The organism is Collimonas fungivorans (genome assembly GCF_028292705.1).
GTDB lineage: Bacteria > Pseudomonadota > Gammaproteobacteria > Burkholderiales > Burkholderiaceae_D > Collimonas > Collimonas fungivorans_B.
Window position 1 is genome coordinate 1 of the sequence record NZ_JAQGLV010000301.1, and the last position, 17,073, is coordinate 17,073.

16 protein-coding genes are annotated in these 17,073 nt (G+C 60.8%); 12 read left to right on the forward strand and 4 right to left on the reverse strand.

Annotated elements, in window-relative coordinates; genetic code table 11:
- The 3 genes from JWQ61_RS16940 to JWQ61_RS16950 form a co-directional block, all read left to right on the forward strand.
- Window positions 1-336: TIM barrel protein (locus tag JWQ61_RS16940; RefSeq protein WP_304361553.1), on the forward strand; the 336-nt coding region annotated here is incomplete at its 5' end.
- A 44-nt stretch (window positions 337-380) separates the two neighbouring features.
- Complete coding sequence (gene denD / locus JWQ61_RS16945; RefSeq protein ID WP_304361554.1) at window positions 381-1,358, forward strand: D-erythronate dehydrogenase; 978 nt, start codon at window positions 381-383, stop codon at window positions 1,356-1,358.
- A gap of 163 nt (window positions 1,359-1,521) precedes the next feature.
- Complete coding sequence (locus JWQ61_RS16950; protein ID WP_304361555.1) at window positions 1,522-3,747, forward strand: mechanosensitive ion channel family protein; 2,226 nt, start codon at window positions 1,522-1,524, stop codon at window positions 3,745-3,747.
- A 1-nt stretch (window position 3,748) separates the two neighbouring features.
- On the opposite strand, the gene JWQ61_RS16955 is transcribed toward JWQ61_RS16950, so the two are convergent.
- From JWQ61_RS16955 to JWQ61_RS16965, 3 genes are all read right to left on the reverse strand, one after another.
- A complete protein-coding gene (locus JWQ61_RS16955) occupies window positions 3,749-4,396 on the reverse strand; it encodes a trans-aconitate 2-methyltransferase (RefSeq protein ID WP_304361556.1) in 648 nt (215 codons plus the stop codon).
- Window positions 4,393-5,757, reverse strand: coding sequence for a chloride channel protein (locus JWQ61_RS16960; protein WP_304361557.1), 1,365 nt, complete (start codon window positions 5,755-5,757; stop codon window positions 4,393-4,395). Before JWQ61_RS16960 ends, JWQ61_RS16955 begins: the two co-directional genes overlap by 4 nt.
- 174 nt (window positions 5,758-5,931) lie before the next feature.
- Window positions 5,932-6,951, reverse strand: a complete 1,020-nt coding sequence (locus JWQ61_RS16965) for a molecular chaperone DnaJ (RefSeq protein WP_304361558.1) — start codon at window positions 6,949-6,951, stop codon at window positions 5,932-5,934.
- 235 nt (window positions 6,952-7,186) lie between these two features.
- On the opposite strand from JWQ61_RS16965, the gene JWQ61_RS16970 reads away from it, so the two are divergent.
- The 3 genes from JWQ61_RS16970 (at window position 7,187) to JWQ61_RS16980 (ending at window position 9,666) form a co-directional block, all read left to right on the forward strand.
- Window positions 7,187-8,782, forward strand: a complete 1,596-nt coding sequence (locus tag JWQ61_RS16970; protein WP_304361559.1) for an MDR family MFS transporter — start codon at window positions 7,187-7,189, stop codon at window positions 8,780-8,782.
- A gap of 163 nt (window positions 8,783-8,945) precedes the next feature.
- Window positions 8,946-9,074 (forward strand): hypothetical protein, encoded by a 129-nt coding sequence (locus tag JWQ61_RS16975; RefSeq protein ID WP_041742347.1) that lies wholly within the window; start codon window positions 8,946-8,948, stop codon window positions 9,072-9,074.
- Between the two features lie 133 nt (window positions 9,075-9,207).
- Window positions 9,208-9,666, forward strand: a complete 459-nt coding sequence (locus JWQ61_RS16980) for a hypothetical protein (RefSeq protein ID WP_304361560.1) — start codon at window positions 9,208-9,210, stop codon at window positions 9,664-9,666.
- Between the two features lie 69 nt (window positions 9,667-9,735).
- Here JWQ61_RS16980 and JWQ61_RS16985 read toward each other — a convergent pair whose 3' ends face one another.
- On the reverse strand, window positions 9,736-10,677 hold the full coding sequence (locus tag JWQ61_RS16985) for a CysB family HTH-type transcriptional regulator (protein WP_014007481.1): 942 nt from the start codon (window positions 10,675-10,677) through the stop codon (window positions 9,736-9,738).
- A gap of 245 nt (window positions 10,678-10,922) precedes the next feature.
- Here JWQ61_RS16985 and JWQ61_RS16990 point away from each other — a divergent pair, with 245 nt between their 5' ends.
- From JWQ61_RS16990 to JWQ61_RS17015, 6 genes are all read left to right on the forward strand, one after another.
- Entirely contained in the window at window positions 10,923-11,696 is a 774-nt protein-coding gene (locus tag JWQ61_RS16990; RefSeq protein WP_120234644.1) for a sulfite exporter TauE/SafE family protein, read from the forward strand.
- Between the two features lie 105 nt (window positions 11,697-11,801).
- Window positions 11,802-13,499, forward strand: coding sequence for a nitrite/sulfite reductase (locus tag JWQ61_RS16995; protein ID WP_304361561.1), 1,698 nt, complete (start codon window positions 11,802-11,804; stop codon window positions 13,497-13,499).
- Window positions 13,483-14,016 carry a DUF934 domain-containing protein gene (locus JWQ61_RS17000; protein ID WP_304361562.1) on the forward strand — a complete coding sequence of 178 codons (534 nt, stop codon included), beginning with the start codon at window positions 13,483-13,485 and terminating at the stop codon, window positions 14,014-14,016. The genes JWQ61_RS16995 and JWQ61_RS17000 overlap by 17 nt, the downstream gene beginning before the upstream one ends.
- A 2-nt stretch (window positions 14,017-14,018) precedes the next feature.
- Complete coding sequence (locus JWQ61_RS17005) at window positions 14,019-14,762, forward strand: phosphoadenylyl-sulfate reductase (protein ID WP_304361563.1); 744 nt, start codon at window positions 14,019-14,021, stop codon at window positions 14,760-14,762.
- A 31-nt stretch (window positions 14,763-14,793) separates the two neighbouring features.
- Window positions 14,794-15,729, forward strand: coding sequence for a sulfate adenylyltransferase subunit CysD (cysD, locus tag JWQ61_RS17010; RefSeq protein ID WP_120234640.1), 936 nt, complete (start codon window positions 14,794-14,796; stop codon window positions 15,727-15,729).
- Window positions 15,729-17,073, forward strand: a 1,345-nt coding sequence (locus tag JWQ61_RS17015; RefSeq protein WP_304361564.1) for a sulfate adenylyltransferase subunit 1, incomplete at its 3' end; no start/stop codon positions are given. The genes cysD and JWQ61_RS17015, both read left to right, overlap by 1 nt.

Below are 17,073 nucleotides of genomic sequence, written 5' to 3' on the forward strand. Positions count from 1 at the left end.
GGCTTCTTCCTGAACCGCCAGGACGATGCGCAGGCGATCTGCGCCGAGGTCGGCGCCTCCAACCTGCAAGTGCAGTTCGACCTCTACCACTGCCAGATCGTCGAAGGCGACCTGGCAGTCAAGCTCAAGCGCGACATGGTGCGGCCGCAGGCCGGCATCGGCCATATCCAGATTGCCGGCGTGCCGGAGCGGCATGAACCCGATATCGGCGAGATCAATTATCCCTACCTGTTCGAACTGATCGACGCCCTCGGCTACCAGGGCTGGGTCGGTTGCGAATACCGGCCGCGCGCCGCCACCTCCGCCGGCCTGGGCTGGCTCAAGCCATGGCTGTAAGCAACTTCGAGCAAGCTTCGAACAACTTCAAATAAGGAATTGTCATGCAAGTAGTCATCACCGGCGGCGCCGGTTTCCTCGGCCAGCGCCTTGCGCGCAGCCTGCTCAAGCAAGGCAGCCTGCCGGATCGCAGCGGCCAGCTGCAAGCCATCAGCAAGATCATCCTGGTTGACGTGGCCGCCGCCAGCGGTTTCGACGATGCGCGGATCGAACAGGTCACCGGCGACATCACCGACGCGGCTTTGCTGGAACGTGTGGTCACGCCGCAGACGGCGGCGGTGTTTCACCTGGCAGCGATTGTCAGCGGCCAGGCAGAAGCCGATTTCGACCTGGGCATGCGCATCAACCTGGATGCATCGCGCCTGCTACTGGAACGCTGCCGCGCCTGCGGCAACGTTCCGCGCGTGATCTTCACCAGTTCGGTCGCCGTGTTCGGCGGCGCGCTGCCGGCCGTGGTGCAAGACCATACCGCACTCAATCCGCAGTCTTCCTACGGTACGCAAAAGGCGATCGCCGAGCTGCTGCTCAACGATTACAGCCGCAAAGGATTCGTCGACGGACGCGTGTTGCGCCTGCCGACCATCAGCGTACGTCCCGGCAAACCCAACCAGGCCGCTTCGTCGTTCGCCAGCGGCATCATCCGCGAGCCGCTCAACGGCCAGCCTGCCATCTGTCCGGTGGCGCCCGACGTACGTTTGTGGCTGCTGTCGCCGCGCAAGGTCATCGCGGCGCTGATCCATGGCTACTCGCTGTCCGCCGATGCGCTGGGGCAGAGCCGCACTGTCAATCTGCCCGGCATTTCGGTCACGGTCGCGGAAATGGTCGCGGCGCTGGAACGGGTCGCCGGCAAACCGGTCGCGGCACGGGTCGAATGGGTCCATGATCCGGCCATAGACCGGATCATTTCCAGCTGGCCCGGGGCCTGGGACACCACCCGCGCAAGCGGGCTGGGTTTTGTCGCCGACGCCGATTTCGATGGCATTGTCCGCGCCTACATCGAAGACGATTTGCCGGCGGCATAAGCCCTGGGCGCAGGTCCACGAAAGCCAGGATGTTTTTTTGACATGTGTCGATCCAGCTTTCTGTAGTGAAGCAGGCAGCCCCGGTGCGGTAAGATCATCACTTTATGACTTTTGCCAAGCCGACATGAAGACCAGCTCCTTTCAGCCCGTAGCACGCCTGCGAATGGACCTGTTAATGGGCCTGCTGCTGCTTTGCTTGCTGCTGGCAAACAGCGCTCCGGCCCATTCCGCCGCAGCCGCGGCCAGCAGCACCAGCGCGCCGGCGTCGCCGACGCCGGCTGCCTCATCTCCGCTGGACTCGCTGTCCAAGGTCCTGCAAAGCAATCCCGGCACCGGCAGCCTGGTAGCCACGCTGATCCAGGCGGAGCAGCAAAACAGCAAGGCTTCGCCGGAACAAAAAGGCTTCATCGGCCTGATTTCCAATAGCCTCGATGCTTTCCAGGCACACCTGCAGCAGGTGGTGACGCCGGAAAAATTCTGGAACCAGCAGTTTTCCCTGGCCTGGGGAGACCTGTCGACCATCCTGCAGCGGCAGAAATCGGAAACCGGATGGCAGGTGCTGGCAGGCTTCCTCGAAATGCTGGCCTTGTTCGGCGCGGTCGCCATCGCCCTGTACTATCTCGGCAAGTGGCTGCAGCGGCGCTTCAAGGTCCAGACCCAGCTGTCGTCCGATCCCAGCATGAAGGAATTGCTGCTGTATATATGGCGCCACATCGCGCCGATACTGCTGGCGCTGGTGGTGGAAATCTCGGTAACCATCAGCCTCGATAGCGCGCACGGACAATCGCTGGGACGGACCCTGGCCACCGTGCTGCTGTACACCCTGGTCGGCGCACGCCTGTTCCAGGCCGTCTGCGCCATCATTTTTTCGCTGTCGCACGGCGGCCACCGCATGGTCGCGGTGCATATCCTGTACCAGCGCGGCTTCAGCCTGCTGTATGTGATCGGCTGCGCCGGCTGGCTCGGCGACGCCCTGGACAATCCTAATGTGAACCAGATCATCGGCGTCCACCTGGCCGGCGTGGCGGCGACCCTGGCCAGCCTGGTGGCGGCGATACTGGGCGGCGTGTTCGCCCTGCTGTTCCGGCGCCCGGTGGCGCACATCATCCGCAACCGGCCGCTGGCGGTGCGGCGCGGCCATCCGGCGCGCATGGAAACGCTGGAAGTGATCGCTGCCTTCTGGTACATCCCGATACTGTTGCTGAGCATCACCGTCAGCGTCGCCACCATCCTCGATTTGTCGAGCAACAATTCAGCGCCCACTCCTGCGCTGGCCAGCGCGGCATTGCTGATCGCCATGTTTTTCATCGGCGCGCTGCTGCAGCGCGTGCGCGCGCGCAAGACCACTACCGTGGCGACAAGGCGGCAATCTCCTTATATCCTGCGCCTCAGCAACGTCGGCTTCAGCCTGCTGCAGCTGGCGTTGTGGATCGGGTTCTTCGAATTGCTGACCAGGATCTGGGAACACTCGCTGCTGGAATTCGCCAACGCTACCCTGATCGGCAAGATGATCGTCTCGGCGCTGGGCAAGATCGGCCTCACGCTGGTGGTGGCCTGGCTGGTCTGGATCCTGCTCGACACCTTCATCCAGGAATCCATCACCCCGACCCGCAACAGCCGTTATGCGCGCAAGAACCCGAGCACCCGCATGCGCACCATCCTGCCGCTGCTGCGCAATGCGCTGATGCTGCTGATCCTGACCATCACCGTCATCACTACGCTGGCCAACCTCGGCATCAACGTCACGCCGCTGCTGGCCTCGGCCGGGGTGGTCGGGCTGGCGTTCGGTTTCGGTTCGCAATCGCTGGTGAAAGACCTGATCACCGGCGTCTTCATCCTGATGGAAGATTCGATGTCGGTCGGCGACTGGGTCGACGTCGGCAACGGCCATGCCGGCACGGTGGAAAACCTGACCATCCGCACGGTGCGCCTGCGCGACGGCAACGGTTCGGTGCACAGCGTGCCGTTTTCGCAGATCACGGCGATCAAGAACGATTCGCGCGAATACACCTACGCCTCGCTCAAGCTGAGCATCACCCACGATTCGGACGTCGACCAGGCGCTGCGCCTGATGCGCGAAACCGGCGCCGAGATGCTGGAAGACCGGCGCCTGCGGCGGCTGCTGCTGCAGCCTATCGAGATCTACGGGGTCAATGGTTTCGACTTGAACGGCGTGGCGCTGCTGGCCGGCATCCGCACCAAGCCGCAAACCCAGAGCGAAGTCATGCGCGGCTTCAACCTGCGCATCAAGAAAAAAGTGGATGACGAGCCGAAGGTGCACTTCGCCACCGAGTGGGCGAATTTCCCGCTGGCCGCGGCAGATGCTGCCACTGCCGCGACGCCGCCCGACTCTACGCCGCCAGCGCCTGCGGCCAGCGTCAAGAGCTAGCTTATTTGATGCGGCAGCTCAGCAGCCAGTAGTACTCCAGCCGCAGGATGCGCAGCTCGCGCGTGATCGGCGCCAGCTTCTTGCGCAAGCCGCTGTCGGTCGGGAAGTTCTTCATGACTTCGTAGCGTTCGCCGTTAGGCAGGGTGCGGAACTGGTAGGTATTGCCTTCGGCATCGGTGCGGGCGATCGGCGTGCTTTGTTCTTCGACGTAGCCGTTGTCTATCATCACCAGCAAGATATCCTTGCCCAGCTTCTCGCGCAGCTGCGCGATGAAACGCACCTGGTCCTGGCGCCCCACATGCGACCACCAGAATCCCAGGAAGCAGGCGGTGAACGGCCGTTCAGGCTGGAAGGTGTTGATGTCGGCCAGCGCAAAAGTCGCCTTGCCGGCCGGCAGTTTCTTGGCGTTTGCCAGTGCGATCATTTCCAGATTGATATCGGTAGCATAGACCGATTTTGCCGAAGCGGCGATCTGCTCGGTCCAGAACCCGGTGCCGCAAGCCAGCTCCAACACATCGTGGCCTTCCATCAGTTCCTGCACCCGCACCTGCAAGGTCAGCAGCTCATCCTGGCGCTCCGGGCGCTGGTAAATCTCTTCGTAAGTCGAAGCACGTTTGGCGTAATAAGCCACCATATCTGTATTAATCATTTTCCCGACTCATTTTCTAATTGCCTGACTTCTGTTTTTTCCAAATTGACGAGCGCTGCATCGGCAGCAACCCGGTAGCGCTCTGACAGCGCATCGTACAGCGGCGGCACAAACAGCCGCGACACCCGGCTAGCGATCAGAGCCGTCGCCATCAGGGAGATCACCAGCGCATGGCCATTGATCATTTCCATCACGATCACGAACGCGGTGATCGGCGACTGCGTGACCGCCGCCAGGTAACCCACCATCGCCAGCGCAATCAGCATCGGCAGCGAGGTGTGGCTGAACACCTGGTGCAGCAGGTTGCCGAAACCGGCGCCTATCGACAGCGACGGTGCAAAAATCCCGCCGGGAATGCCGGGCAGGTAGGACGACACCATCGACGCCATTTTCAGGAAGGGATAAAACACCGACAGGTGCTGCTGCCCTTCCAGCACACCCTTGGCCTCGACATAACCGCTGCCGAAGGTAGCGCCGCCGGCAATCACGCCGATCACCGCCACCAGCAAGCCGCACAGCGCGCCGAAAGCGATCGGGCGAGTGCTGCGCAAATGCTGGACCCGGGCCGGGATCCAGCGCTTGGTATTCAACAGCAGCCAGCCGAACATGCCGCCGGCGACGCCGGTCAGGATGCCGGTCACCAGCACCGCCAGCGCCACCATGTTGGTCAGCGCGCTGTCGATCTGTATCGTGCCGAAATACGTGTAGTTGCCGTTCAAGCCAAGCGCCACCGCGCCGGCAAAAATGATCACGGTAATCACCACCCCGCTGGCGCGATGCTCGAAGCTACGCGTCAGCTCTTCGATCGCAAACACGATCCCGGCCAGCGGCGTGTTAAAGGCCGCCGACAAACCGGCCGCCGCCCCCGCCAGTATCAAACGCCGCTCCAATGCCGCGCTGGCGCGCGGATAGAAGCGCCGCAGGTTGAACATCAGGGCGGCGCCGACCTGCACCGTAGGGCCTTCGCGGCCGATGGTGAAACCGCCCAGGATGCCGACAAAGGAAATGCCGATCTTGCCTGCCAATATCTTCAGCGACAGCAGCGATTCGCCGCGCTTGCTGGTGTCTTCTTCCAGCGTCGCGATCACTTGCGGAATGCCGCTGCCTTCGGAACCGGGAAAATAACGGCGCGTGGCCCACACGCACAAGGCGCCGATCGCCGGCGTGATAAACAGCGGCAGCCAGAAGTGCGACTGCTGCATCGAGCGGAACATGCTGAATCCGACATCCATCAGCCAGGCGTAGAGCACCGCGATCAAGCCTACCAGCACCGCGCCCAGCCATAAAATGCCGTATTTGCGCCAGGCGCGCCGCACTTGGCGCAGCGTCTGGTCGGAAAAACTGGGGGGCAGCGGATTCATTGGAATTGGGCGCAAAGACATGATTATAAATTATCCATGCGTAATTCCCGCCAAATTGGCCATCCGCATGTCGATCAATCCGGCGCGGGCGCGGCAGGCCGGCCCTGCCGACACATGATAAAAACACAAGTTACCGTCTCGGCTGAAGGACACCACTCTGGAAAGACAGGCGGTCTAGATGTGATAGCTTTTGAGCCAGGCCTTGATGTTTTTGATATCTTCAAACGCCAGCAAGTCATTCTTGAGCACATGGATGTTTTGCTGGATGCCCTTGGTCGCACTTTTCAGATGCCGCATCGCCAGCAGCGGCGACATGGCCTCTTGCAAGCCCAAGCTGAAGCGCATCCGGAACTCCGCCTCCATGCCGGCAATTTCGTCGCGCAGTTCCGCCGACTGTTCGGTCAGTACCTTGCTGTAGTGCTGCAGGTGCTGTTCCGACAGGGAATTGATGCGGCTCTGGTCGATCTGCTCGATTTCCAGCTGCAGTTCCAGCAAGCCGAGCAGATCTTGCTTGTCATAGGCGATATTCACCCTTTGCATCAACGCAGTCTTGCGCGCGTGTTGCAGCGGGTCCAGCTCGCGGTCGGGATGCAGGGCGCTGGCCAGCTTGCGATAGACTTCACGTACTGACTGGCTGGCCTTGTGCAGTTCTTCCTGCTGCTTGGCTTCCTTGGCGGCAGCCTTGGCCGATTTTTTGCGTTTTGCAGCGCGCGCATGTTCACGTTGGTATTCAGCCGACGCATGGAGGTCGCTATCTGTCTCCTCTGTCTCCTGTCCGGACTCCGCAAAGTCCTCCTGCTGCCCTTCCGCCGCATCGACATCGGCGCCGCCATGCATCTGGTAGATCCGTTTCAGATCTGCGGCATCGCTGTCGCCGATGATGGCGGCGCCGACGGAACAGATGATGTGGCTGATTTTTTCCTGATCGTGCCGGCTCAAGCCTTTCGCCGAATAGGCATCGTCCAGCAGGCGCACCAGCTGCGCCACCAGCGCGTGGTAGCTGCGCATCAGCGGCTGGTACTGATTGGCATAGTACTGCTGGTGCAAGGGAATCATTTCCTGCCATGCCGCCAGCAGCTGGCGTTCGGTCTCCAGTTTCCTGAGCAGCGCATTGAAGATTTTCTGGCCTGGCGACAGGCTGGCTTGCCCACGCTGTTCGACGACGTTGAGCGCCTTGTTTTCTGTTTTTTTCATCGCTTGCTTTACTGCGGATCGGTGTGTGATTCTTCAGATGAAAAATGGGGCGCGGCGGCGTGATTATAAATTGCCTCTGGCGGCGCGCAGCAGAAACCGGCCAAGGGGCGTATGATCTTGTCTTCGTAATAAGGTATTTATCCGTATTTTGCTCTATTCCGCTGTGCCTTACAGCAATCACACAGATTTCCATGCCCTGTTCCACCAACCGGCGACTCCGCCGATAAACAATCATATGGCCATCCATTCTGCCTCCGCGCATTCAAGCGACCAGGTACTGCCCTTCCGTGAATCATTGCTTGCCATGCTAGGCATCGCCTTCGTGGTGATGCTGGTGGCGCTGGACTCGACCGTGGTCGGCACCGCCTTGCCGACCATCGTTGCCGAATTAAAAGGTTTTGAGCTGTATGCCTGGGTGGCGACCTCTTACCTGCTGACCTCGGTGATCACCGTGCCGATTTTCGGCCGGCTCGGCGACTTTTACGGCCGCAAGCCCTTCGTGCTGGTCTCCATCCTGCTGTTCACGACCGCCTCCATCTTGTGCGGCATGGCCAACAGCATGCTGTGGCTGGTGATTGCGCGCGGCTTGCAAGGCATAGGCGGCGGCATGCTGGTGGGCACCGCGTTTGCCTGCATCCCCGACCTGTTTCCCGGCGCCCACGTGCGCCTGCGCTGGCAAGTGATGATGAGCACGGCGTTCGGCATCGCCACTGCGGTGGGACCGTCGCTGGGCGGCTTCCTGACCCAGTACTGGGGCTGGCGCTGGGTGTTCTATGTCAACCTGCCGGTCGGCGTGCTGTCGCTGTTCTTCGTCTACAAATACCTGCCGCATCTGCGCCACACCCATCCTGACGCCAAGATCCGCCTCGACTGGCCAGGCGCCTTGCTGATCACGGCTTCGCTGGGATGCCTGCAATTGTTCGTCGAGATGCTGCCCAAGCACGGCTTGTCGTTAGGCATGCTGGGCCTGCTGCTTGTCAGTATCGTGGCTTTCGTAGCGCTCTGGAAATGGGAACATTACACGCCGCAGCCCATCCTGCCGTTTGATTTGCTGGTCGACCCCAGGCTGTCGATCCTGTTCCTGCTGTCGGTGCTGAGCGGGTTCTCCATGTTTTCGCTGATGTTTTACGCGCCGCTGCTGTACCAGGGCGGCTTCGGCCTGTCGCCGCAGGAAGCCGGCCTGCTGATCACGCCGCTGGTGGCTTGCATCATGGTCGGCAGCATTTCCAACGGCCGCATCATCACCAAGATCAAGAATCCGAACGTGATGCTCTACATAGGCTTCACCTTGCTGGCGCTGTCCTGTCTCGGCGTGGTGATCTCGAACCGCTGGACTTCGCACAGCGTGATCGCTGCGTTCATGCTGATCGGCGGCCTTGGCCTGGGTTTCATCTTGCCCAACCTGACCATCTTCATCCAGCAGGAAGCCGGCCGTGAACACCTCGGCATCGCCACCGCGCTGATGCAATCGCTGCGCATGATCGGCAGCATGCTCGGCACCGCGATCATCGGCACCTTGATCAACCACATGTACGCAGGCAGCGTGCGCCAGGCGCTGGCGCAGGACAAGGCGGACAGCTGGTTCAGCAGTTTTGCCGACCCGCAGATCCTGATCAGCCACGAGACCCAGACCACGGTGCTGGCGCAGCTGGCGAGCGCCGGCCACCAGGGCCAGCTGCTGCTGGAAGCGGCGCGCGAGGCGCTGATTGGCTCGATCCACATGGGCGTCGGCCTGGCTGTGGTAGTCACCGGCATTGCCCTCTGGCTGGTAAGCAAAGTGCCGCCGATTACCTTGCACATCAAACCCGAAGCAGGCGCGGTCACCGAGTAGCCAAGCGGCGCAGACCGGGCCTGCAGCAAGCCCGCCCGGTCTGCATAACTGCGTTAACACTACCTCACAAAGCGTTACATCTCACACCGTCTCGAAGCACCTGTATCAGTCTGCCGGTGGCATCCTGAAGTCCTGGTAACTCATTTCACTCAGGACGGATATCATGAAAAAGCTCATTGCCTCACTGGTGCTTGGCACCATCCTCAGCACCTTGCTGAGCGGCTGTATCGTGGCGCCAATCGGCCCCGGCTATTACCGCCCGCATTACTACCATCCCTACGACCGCTACTAAGTAGTAAGTAAAAGTAAGTGGACTTAAGCAATGCGAAGGCGTCGGTGTAATTGCCGATCGGAAATTCCAAAATGCATCAGATTTGAATTTCCTATCAGATACTTTGCCATACAAAAATAAACACGGAGCCATTATGAAACTGATCCACAAACTCGTCCTGTCCCTGCTGATGGCGCCCGCGCTGCTGCCGCTTGCCGCGCAAGCCGACGAACCCGGCCACCACGGCGCCTATCTGCACGCGCTGGCAGATTTGCATGTAGCGCACTGGCTGATAGACTATCGTCCCGGCGATAACTGGGTCATGGGCCGCAACGAGCAGATCGCCCTGTCAGAGATCGATGCCGCCACACGCGAGATCACCCAGCTTGGCGTGGACGTCGGCAAGGATGTCTATCATGAAGAACGCCCGGACGCCCGCCCGGACCGCCGTGGACGCCTGCATGATGCGGTAGAAGCGCTGGAACGCGCGCGCGGCGATGTGGCTCAGCGCGAAGACGATCCGCGCGTATTCGGCCTGCAGCAGCACGCCATGCACCGCATCGAGATGGCCAAGCATGCGACTGAAGATGCAATGCGCGACGCCGGCTATTAAGGGTTAAAGCTTTGCAATAAAAAAGGGGCAAGCATCGCGCTTGCCCCTTTTCTTTTTTTGCCGGCCCGGTTACAGCTCGTACATATCCTTCTCGCCATTCATCACCTGCTCGATGAGCTTGCGGTTCATGGTCGGCGCCAGCAGCTCAATGAAGGTATACACGTAACTGCGCAGGTAGGCGCCCTGCTTGACCGCCGCCCGCGAGATATTGGTGCCGAACAGATGGCCGACCGGAATGGAACGCAGGCCGGTGTCGCGCTCGGCATCGAACGCCATGCCGGCGATGATCCCCACTCCCATGCCCAGTTCGACATAGGTCTTGATGACATCGGCGTCAATCGCTTCCAGCAGCACATCCGGCTTGAGGTTGCGCAAAGAGAACGCGTGGTCGATCTTGGTACGGCCGGTGAACGCGCTATCGTAGGTGATCAGCGGAAACGCAGCGATCTCTTCCAGCGTGATTGCCTTCGATTGCAATAGAGGATGGTCCGGCGGCACCACCACCACGTGCTCCCACTGATAACAAGGCAAGGTCACCAGGCCGTCGGCATTGACGATAGCCTCGGTCGCCAGCGCCAGGTCAGCCTGGTCATTGCGCACCATGTCGGCCACCTGCTTCGGATTGCCTTGCAATAAAGACAAGCGGACCTTGGGAAATTTCTGGGTGAACGCCTGCACCACCTTGGGCAGCGCATAACGCGCCTGGGTATGGGTGGTGGCGATCGTGAAGCTGCCGCTGTCATGCGCGGCGTATTCGTTGCCGATGCGCTTGAGGCCGTCGATTTCCTGCATGATCAGCTCGACCGACCGCAATACCGCCCGGCCAGGCTCCGTCAGTCCGCGGATACGCTTGCCATGGCGTGTAAAAATATCAACGCCCAGCTCTTCCTCCAGCTCGATGATCGCCTTGGACACGCCCGGCTGCGACGTATACAGCGCCTTGGCCGCCTCAGTCAGGTTGTAGTTCTGGCGCACCGCCTCACGGACAAAACGGAACTGGTGAAGATTCATGAATTTTCCTTGGTTTTTCTTTATATAAGAATCTGTTCGGCACAGCCGGGAGGCCTGACAAAAAACATGTCCCGAAACATTGCCGAAAAACAACTGCGTCTTACCGCATCCCGCTTCCCGTACCCCAGATCAAGCGTATTTGCCGTATTTGCATATATCAAATACGCATATAAGCAAATAAATAGTCTGTAGTTGGAGATATATGTGAAGTTTATTACGATTCTAGGTGTTTCGTACGAGGTGATATGACTGTTTCTTATGTAGTGAGCGGTTTTGCCGTCGGATTACTGGTTGGATTGACTGGCGTCGGCGGCGGCTCGCTGATGACGCCTATACTCACCTTGCTGTTCGGCATCCATCCAAGCGTTGCGGTCGGCACCGACCTGGCGTTTGCGTCGGTGACCAAGGTCGCCGGCACCGTCGCCCACCGCTCGCGCGGCACGGTGCGCTGGGATATCGTCAGGCTGCTGTCGCTGGGCGCCTTGCCGGCCGCCGTCGCCACCGCCCTGGCGCTCAAATACCTGGGCGGGATCAGCGCCGAAATCGGCCAGGTGATACGCTACTCGATCGCGGTCTCGGTATTGCTGACGGTTGTCGCCCTGCTGTTCAAGGGCAAGCTCCAGCACTGGCTGAACGCCCATCCGGAAAAACACCTGCACGGCAGGAAACTGACGGCGGCCACGATTTTTGCAGGACTGGTGCTGGGCGCCCTGGTCACCATGTCGTCGATCGGCGCCGGCGCCGTGGGCGCGACTATCCTGGTGCTGCTGTATCCGCGCCTGACGCCGGCGGAAGTCGCGGGCACCGACATCGCTTACGCCGTGCCGTTGACCGCAATCGCCGCCCTTGGCCACTGGTGGCTGGGCTCGATTGACTGGAACCTGCTGGGCGCCTTGCTGCTCGGTTCGGTGCCCGGCATCACGCTCGGTTCGCTGGCGGCGCGCGCAGTGCCGGAAAAATTCCTGCGCGGCTTGCTGGCGCTGACGCTGACCAGCGTTGCGGTGAAACTGATTTACTAAGTCACTAAGTTACTAAAGGATTGCGCCAGCGCAGTCCCTGCATCTATTTATAAAGGCGTGGCCGGTTCATAACGGATTTGGCTACAACCCATAAGGAAGACGAAGATGTATCGCTACGATCAATACGATCACCTGATAGTCAAGGAACGGGTCGCCCAATACCGTGACCAGGTGAGACGCCGCCTGGCGGATGAACTGACGGAAGAAGAATTCCTGCCGCTGCGCCTGCAAAACGGCCTGTACATGCAGCGCCACGCCTATATGCTGCGCATCGCCGTGCCTTACGGCATGCTGTCCTCGCCGCAGGTGCGCATGTTCGCCCACATCGCCCGCAAGTACGACCGCGGCTACGGCCACCTGACCACGCGCCAGAACATCCAGTTCAACTGGATCAACCTGGAGCAGTCGCCGGACATCCTGGCGGAACTGGCCACGGTCGAAATGCATGCGATCCAGACTTCCGGCAACTGCATCCGCAACACCACCTCGGACGAGCTGGCCGGCGTCGCCGCCGATGAAATCATCGATCCGCGCCCGTATGCCGAAATGATCCGCGAATGGAGCACTTTCCATCCCGAGTTCGCTTTCCTGCCGCGCAAATTCAAGATCGCCATCAGCGGCGCCGAACAAGACCGCGCCGCTACCGCCGTGCACGACATCGGCTTGCATGTGGTCAAGAATGCGGAAGGCGAAGTCGGCTTCCGCGTCCTGGTCGGCGGCGGCATGGGCCGTACCCCTATCATCGGCAGCGTGATCCGCGAATTCCTGCCATGGCAGCATGCGCTGACCTACCTGGAAGCGATCCTGCGCGTCTACAACCAGCACGGCCGCCGCGACAACAAGTACAAGGCGCGCATCAAGATCCTGGTGAAAGCGCTGAGCGCCGAAGAATTCGCGCGCCAAGTGGAAGCCGAGTGGCTCGACATCAAGGACGGCCCGGCTACGCTGACGGTTGAAGAGTTGCAGCGGATCGCGCAATACTTCACGCCGCCGCCGTATGAAGCATTGCCGGCCACCGATGCCGGCTTCGAAGCGCAGAAAACCGACAACAAGGGTTTCGCCAACTGGCTCAAGCGCAACGTCAAGGCGCACAAGGTGAGCGGTTATGCCGCGGTCATCTTGTCGGTGAAAAAGACTGGCGTGCCGCCGGGCGACATCACCGCCGCCCAGCTCGATTTCGTAGCCGACCTGGCAGACCAGTACAGCTTCGGCGAAGTGCGTGTGACGCACGAACAGAACCTGGTGCTGGCCGACGTCAAGATCAGCGAACTGTTCACGGTATGGCAAGCGGTCAAGGCGCAAGGACTGGCGACGCCTAACATCGGCCTGCTGACCGACATCATCTGCTGCCCCGGCGGCGATTTCTGCTCGCTGGCCAACGCCAAGTCGATCCCGATCGCGCAAGCCATCGCTGAAAAATTCGACAACCTCGATTTCCAGCACGACATCGGCGACATCGAACTGAATATCTCGGGCTGCATCAACGCCTGCGGCCATCATCACGTCGGCAATATCGGCATCCTCGGCGTCGACAAGGACGGCTCCGAGTGGTACCAGGTTTCCATCGGCGGCGCGCAAGGCAACAACACCAGCATCGGCAAGATCATCGGGCCGTCGTTCTCGGCGCAGCAAATGCCGGTAGTGATCGAGCGCCTGCTGAACGTGTATGTGCAGCAGCGCACCGAGGAAGAACTGTTCATCGATACCGTGCAGCGCCTGGGCATTGCGCCCTTCAAGGAATTTGTCTACGCCAGCCCGATCCCGACCGGCTACACCCATGGAGAGGATGCCTGTGTCTACTAATATCATCAAGAACAGAGAGGTCGTGGCCGACGACTGGAGCGTGCTGCGCCTGAACGAAGGCGACAGCGCCGGCAGCGTCAGCATCCCGGCCGGCAAGGTGATCGTGCCGTTCAGCGTCTGGAGCGCCCAGCGCGCGCAGTTGCTGGAACGCGCGGAAGTCGGCGTATGGCTGGGCAGCGATGCGCAAGCGGATGTGGTGAAAGACGACCTGGCGCATTTTTCCCTGGTCGCGGTCGACTTTCCCAAGTTCACCGACGGCCGCGGTTATTCGATCGCCTACAACCTGCGCACCCGGCTTGGCTACAACGGCGAATTGCGCGCCGTCGGCGATGTCCTGCGCGACCAGCTGTTTTATATGCAGCGGGTGGGTTTCAACGCCTTTGCAGTGCGCGCCGACAAGGACATCAACGACGCCCTCAAAGGCCTCACCGATTTCTCGGAAAAATACCAGACTTCGTGGGACGAGAAGACGCCGCTGTTCCGCCGCGTGCAACGCCAAGCCGTCAGCCAGGATTAACCATGAGCAGCCCGACCCTATCCCTGCCAGAACTGGTCGCCGCCACCCAGGCGACGCTGGAAAAGATCGCCGCCGAATATACGCCGGCGGTATTCGCCTCCAGTCTGGCGGCAGAAGACATGGTGCTGACCGACCTGATCCTGCGCAACCAGCTGCAGCAGCGGATTGCCATCTTCACGCTGGAAACCGGCCGCCTGCACGCGGAAACGCTGGGCATGCTGGATCGCATCAAGGAAACCTACGGCTACGACGTCACGCCGTACCGGCCGCAGCCTGAAGCTGTCGCCGCCTATGTCGAACAGAATGGCTTGAACGCGTTTTACGACAGCATAGAGATGCGCAAGGAATGCTGCCGCATCCGCAAGATCGAGCCGCTGAACCGCGCCCTGGCCGGCAACAAGGCGTGGATCACCGGCCAGCGCCGGGCGCAATCGCAGACTCGTGCCGAGCTGCATGTGCAGGAACAGGATGAAGCGCACGGCATGGCCAAGTTCAATCCGCTGGCCGACTGGTCGGAAGACGATGTCTGGCAATACATCCGCAGCAACAATGTGCCGTACAACCCGCTGCACGACAAAGGTTATCCGTCCATCGGCTGCGAGCCGTGCACGCGCGCCATCGAGCCGGGCGAAGACGTGCGCGCCGGCCGCTGGTGGTGGGAAAACCCGGATTCGAAGGAATGCGGCTTGCATGTGGTCGACGGCAAACTGATCCGCATCAAGTCCGCCTCCCAGCAAAACGCTTGAATCATTGCCTCTTCACATGACAAGAACCGACATGAACACAGTTGTTGAAAAATTTTTCCTGGACAAGGCTGCCAACCGCCATCTCGACTGGCTGGAATCGGAAGCGATCCACATCATGCGTGAAGTGGCGGCCGAGTGCAGCAATCCTGCATTGCTGTTCTCAGGCGGCAAGGATTCCGTTGTGCTGCTGCGGATTGCGGAGAAAGCTTTCCGTCCGGGCAAATTCCCTTTCCCGCTGGTGCACATCGATACCGGCCACAACTTTGAAGAAGTCATCACCTTCCGCGACAAGCGCGTGGCCGAACTGGGCGAACGCCTGATCGTCGGCTCGGTCGAGGATTCGATCAAGCGCGGCACCGTGCGCCTGCGCAATCCGCAGACCGATTCGCGCAACGCCGCGCAAGCCGTGACCCTGCTGGAAACCATTGCAGAGCACAAGTTCGACGCCTGCATCGGCGGCGCCCGCCGCGACGAAGAAAAAGCGCGCGCCAAGGAACGCATCTTTTCCTTCCGCGACGAATTCGGCCAATGGAACCCGAAAGCACAGCGCCCTGAACTCTGGGACCTGTACAACACGCGTGTCCATCCAGGCGAAAACATGCGGGTATTCCCGATTTCGAACTGGACCGAGCTCGACGTCTGGCAATACATCGCGCGCGAAAAACTGGAACTGCCGCCTATCTATTTTGCCCATCAGCGCCAGGTAATCCCGCGCAACGGCCTGCTGGTGCCGCTGACCGACCTGACGCCGGCCAGGGAAGGCGAAACACCGGAACTGCGCGAAGTGCGCTTCCGCACCGTCGGCGATATTTCCTGCACCTGCCCGGTGGCGTCCGATGCGGCTACCGTGGAAGCCATCATCGCTGAAACCGCGGTAACCCAGATCACCGAACGCGGCGCTACCCGGATGGATGACCAGACGTCGGAAGCCTCGATGGAAAAACGCAAAAAAGAAGGATATTTCTGATGAACGCCGTTGTAAAAAACACTGTTGCAGCGACAACCCCTGCCGACACCGGCAACGCGCCGCTGCAGCGCGGCCTGGAACGAGGCTTGCTGCGTTTCATTACCGCCGGCTCGGTGGATGACGGCAAGAGTACGCTGATCGGCCGCCTGCTGTTCGACAGCAAGGGCATTTTCGCCGACCAGCTGGACGCCATCTCGCGCGCCAAGCACAAACGCACTGTGGGCGACACCATCGACCTGTCGCTGCTGACCGACGGCCTGGAAGCCGAACGCGAACAAGGCATCACGATCGACGTCGCTTACCGCTATTTCGCCACGCCGAAACGCAAGTTCATCATCGCCGACACCCCGGGCCACGAGCAGTACACACGCAATATGGTCACCGGCGCGTCCACCGCGGACGCGGTCATCATCCTGATCGACGTCTCCAAGGTGAAGCTGGGCGACGACGGCAGCGTCGAGCTGCTGACCCAGACCAAGCGCCATTCGACCATCGCCCACCTGCTGCAGATCGAGCACGTGATCGTCGCCGTCAACAAGATGGACCTGGTGAACTACGACCAGGCCGTGTACGACCGCATCGTAGCCGCCTACCAGGAATTCGCCGACCAGCTCGGTTTGCGCGACGTCCGCCCGATCCCGCTGTCGGCGCTGGCCGGCGACAATGTGGTGACGGCCGGCGACAACATGCCGTGGAATCAGGGGCCGACCCTGATCGAGCTGCTGGAATCGCTCAGCGTCTACGACGAATCGCATGACGAACCGTTCCGTTTTCCGGTGCAGCTAGTGGCGCGCCATAATGGCCACGAAGCGAACGATTTCCGCGGCTACATGGGTCGCATCGAAGCCGGCAAGGTGCACAAGGGCGACAAGCTGGTGGTGCAGCCGAGCGGCCAGAGCGCCACGGTAAAAGACATCCTGGTGCTGGAAGGCTCGCTGCCGTCGGCCGTGGTCGGACAATCCGTCACCCTGCTGCTGGACGAATACCTGGATATCTCGCGCGGCGACATGCTGACTTCGGTAGAGCGCGCGCCGGCCTTGCTGAAAACCGTCAGCGCTGACCTTTGCTGGCTGTCGGAAGACACACTCGACCTGCGCCGCAAATACTGGCTGAAGCACAGCACCAAACAAGTCGCGGCGCGCATCACCAAGGTCGATACGCTGCTCGACATCAATACCCAGGAACGGCGCCCGGCCGAGTCGCTCAAGCTGAACGATATCGCCCGCGTATCGCTCAACCTGCAGCAAGCCATCGCTGCCGATTCCTACGATGCGATCCGCGCCACCGGCGCCTTCATCCTGATTGACGAAGTTACCCATCAGACCGTCGCCGCCGGTATGATTC

Bases quoted from the DNA above. Each gene is read 5' to 3' on its own strand.
- denD (WP_304361554.1), top strand. From the start codon at position 381: ATGCAAGTAGTCATCACCGGCGGCGCCGGTTTCCTCGGCCAGCGCCTT.
- JWQ61_RS16950 (WP_304361555.1), top strand. From the start codon at position 1,522: ATGGACCTGTTAATGGGCCTGCTGCTGCTTTGCTTGCTGCTGGCAAAC.
- JWQ61_RS16955 (WP_304361556.1), bottom strand. From the start codon at position 4,396: ATGATTAATACAGATATGGTGGCTTATTACGCCAAACGTGCTTCGACT.
- JWQ61_RS16960 (WP_304361557.1), bottom strand. From the start codon at position 5,757: ATGAATCCGCTGCCCCCCAGTTTTTCCGACCAGACGCTGCGCCAAGTG.
- JWQ61_RS16965 (WP_304361558.1), bottom strand. From the start codon at position 6,951: ATGAAAAAAACAGAAAACAAGGCGCTCAACGTCGTCGAACAGCGTGGG.
- JWQ61_RS16970 (WP_304361559.1), top strand. From the start codon at position 7,187: ATGGCCATCCATTCTGCCTCCGCGCATTCAAGCGACCAGGTACTGCCC.
- JWQ61_RS16975 (WP_041742347.1), top strand. From the start codon at position 8,946: ATGAAAAAGCTCATTGCCTCACTGGTGCTTGGCACCATCCTCAGCACC.
- JWQ61_RS16980 (WP_304361560.1), top strand. From the start codon at position 9,208: ATGAAACTGATCCACAAACTCGTCCTGTCCCTGCTGATGGCGCCCGCG.
- JWQ61_RS16985 (WP_014007481.1), bottom strand. From the start codon at position 10,677: ATGAATCTTCACCAGTTCCGTTTTGTCCGTGAGGCGGTGCGCCAGAAC.
- JWQ61_RS16990 (WP_120234644.1), top strand. From the start codon at position 10,923: ATGACTGTTTCTTATGTAGTGAGCGGTTTTGCCGTCGGATTACTGGTT.
- JWQ61_RS16995 (WP_304361561.1), top strand. From the start codon at position 11,802: ATGTATCGCTACGATCAATACGATCACCTGATAGTCAAGGAACGGGTC.
- JWQ61_RS17000 (WP_304361562.1), top strand. From the start codon at position 13,483: ATGCCTGTGTCTACTAATATCATCAAGAACAGAGAGGTCGTGGCCGAC.
- JWQ61_RS17005 (WP_304361563.1), top strand. From the start codon at position 14,019: ATGAGCAGCCCGACCCTATCCCTGCCAGAACTGGTCGCCGCCACCCAG.
- cysD (WP_120234640.1), top strand. From the start codon at position 14,794: ATGAACACAGTTGTTGAAAAATTTTTCCTGGACAAGGCTGCCAACCGC.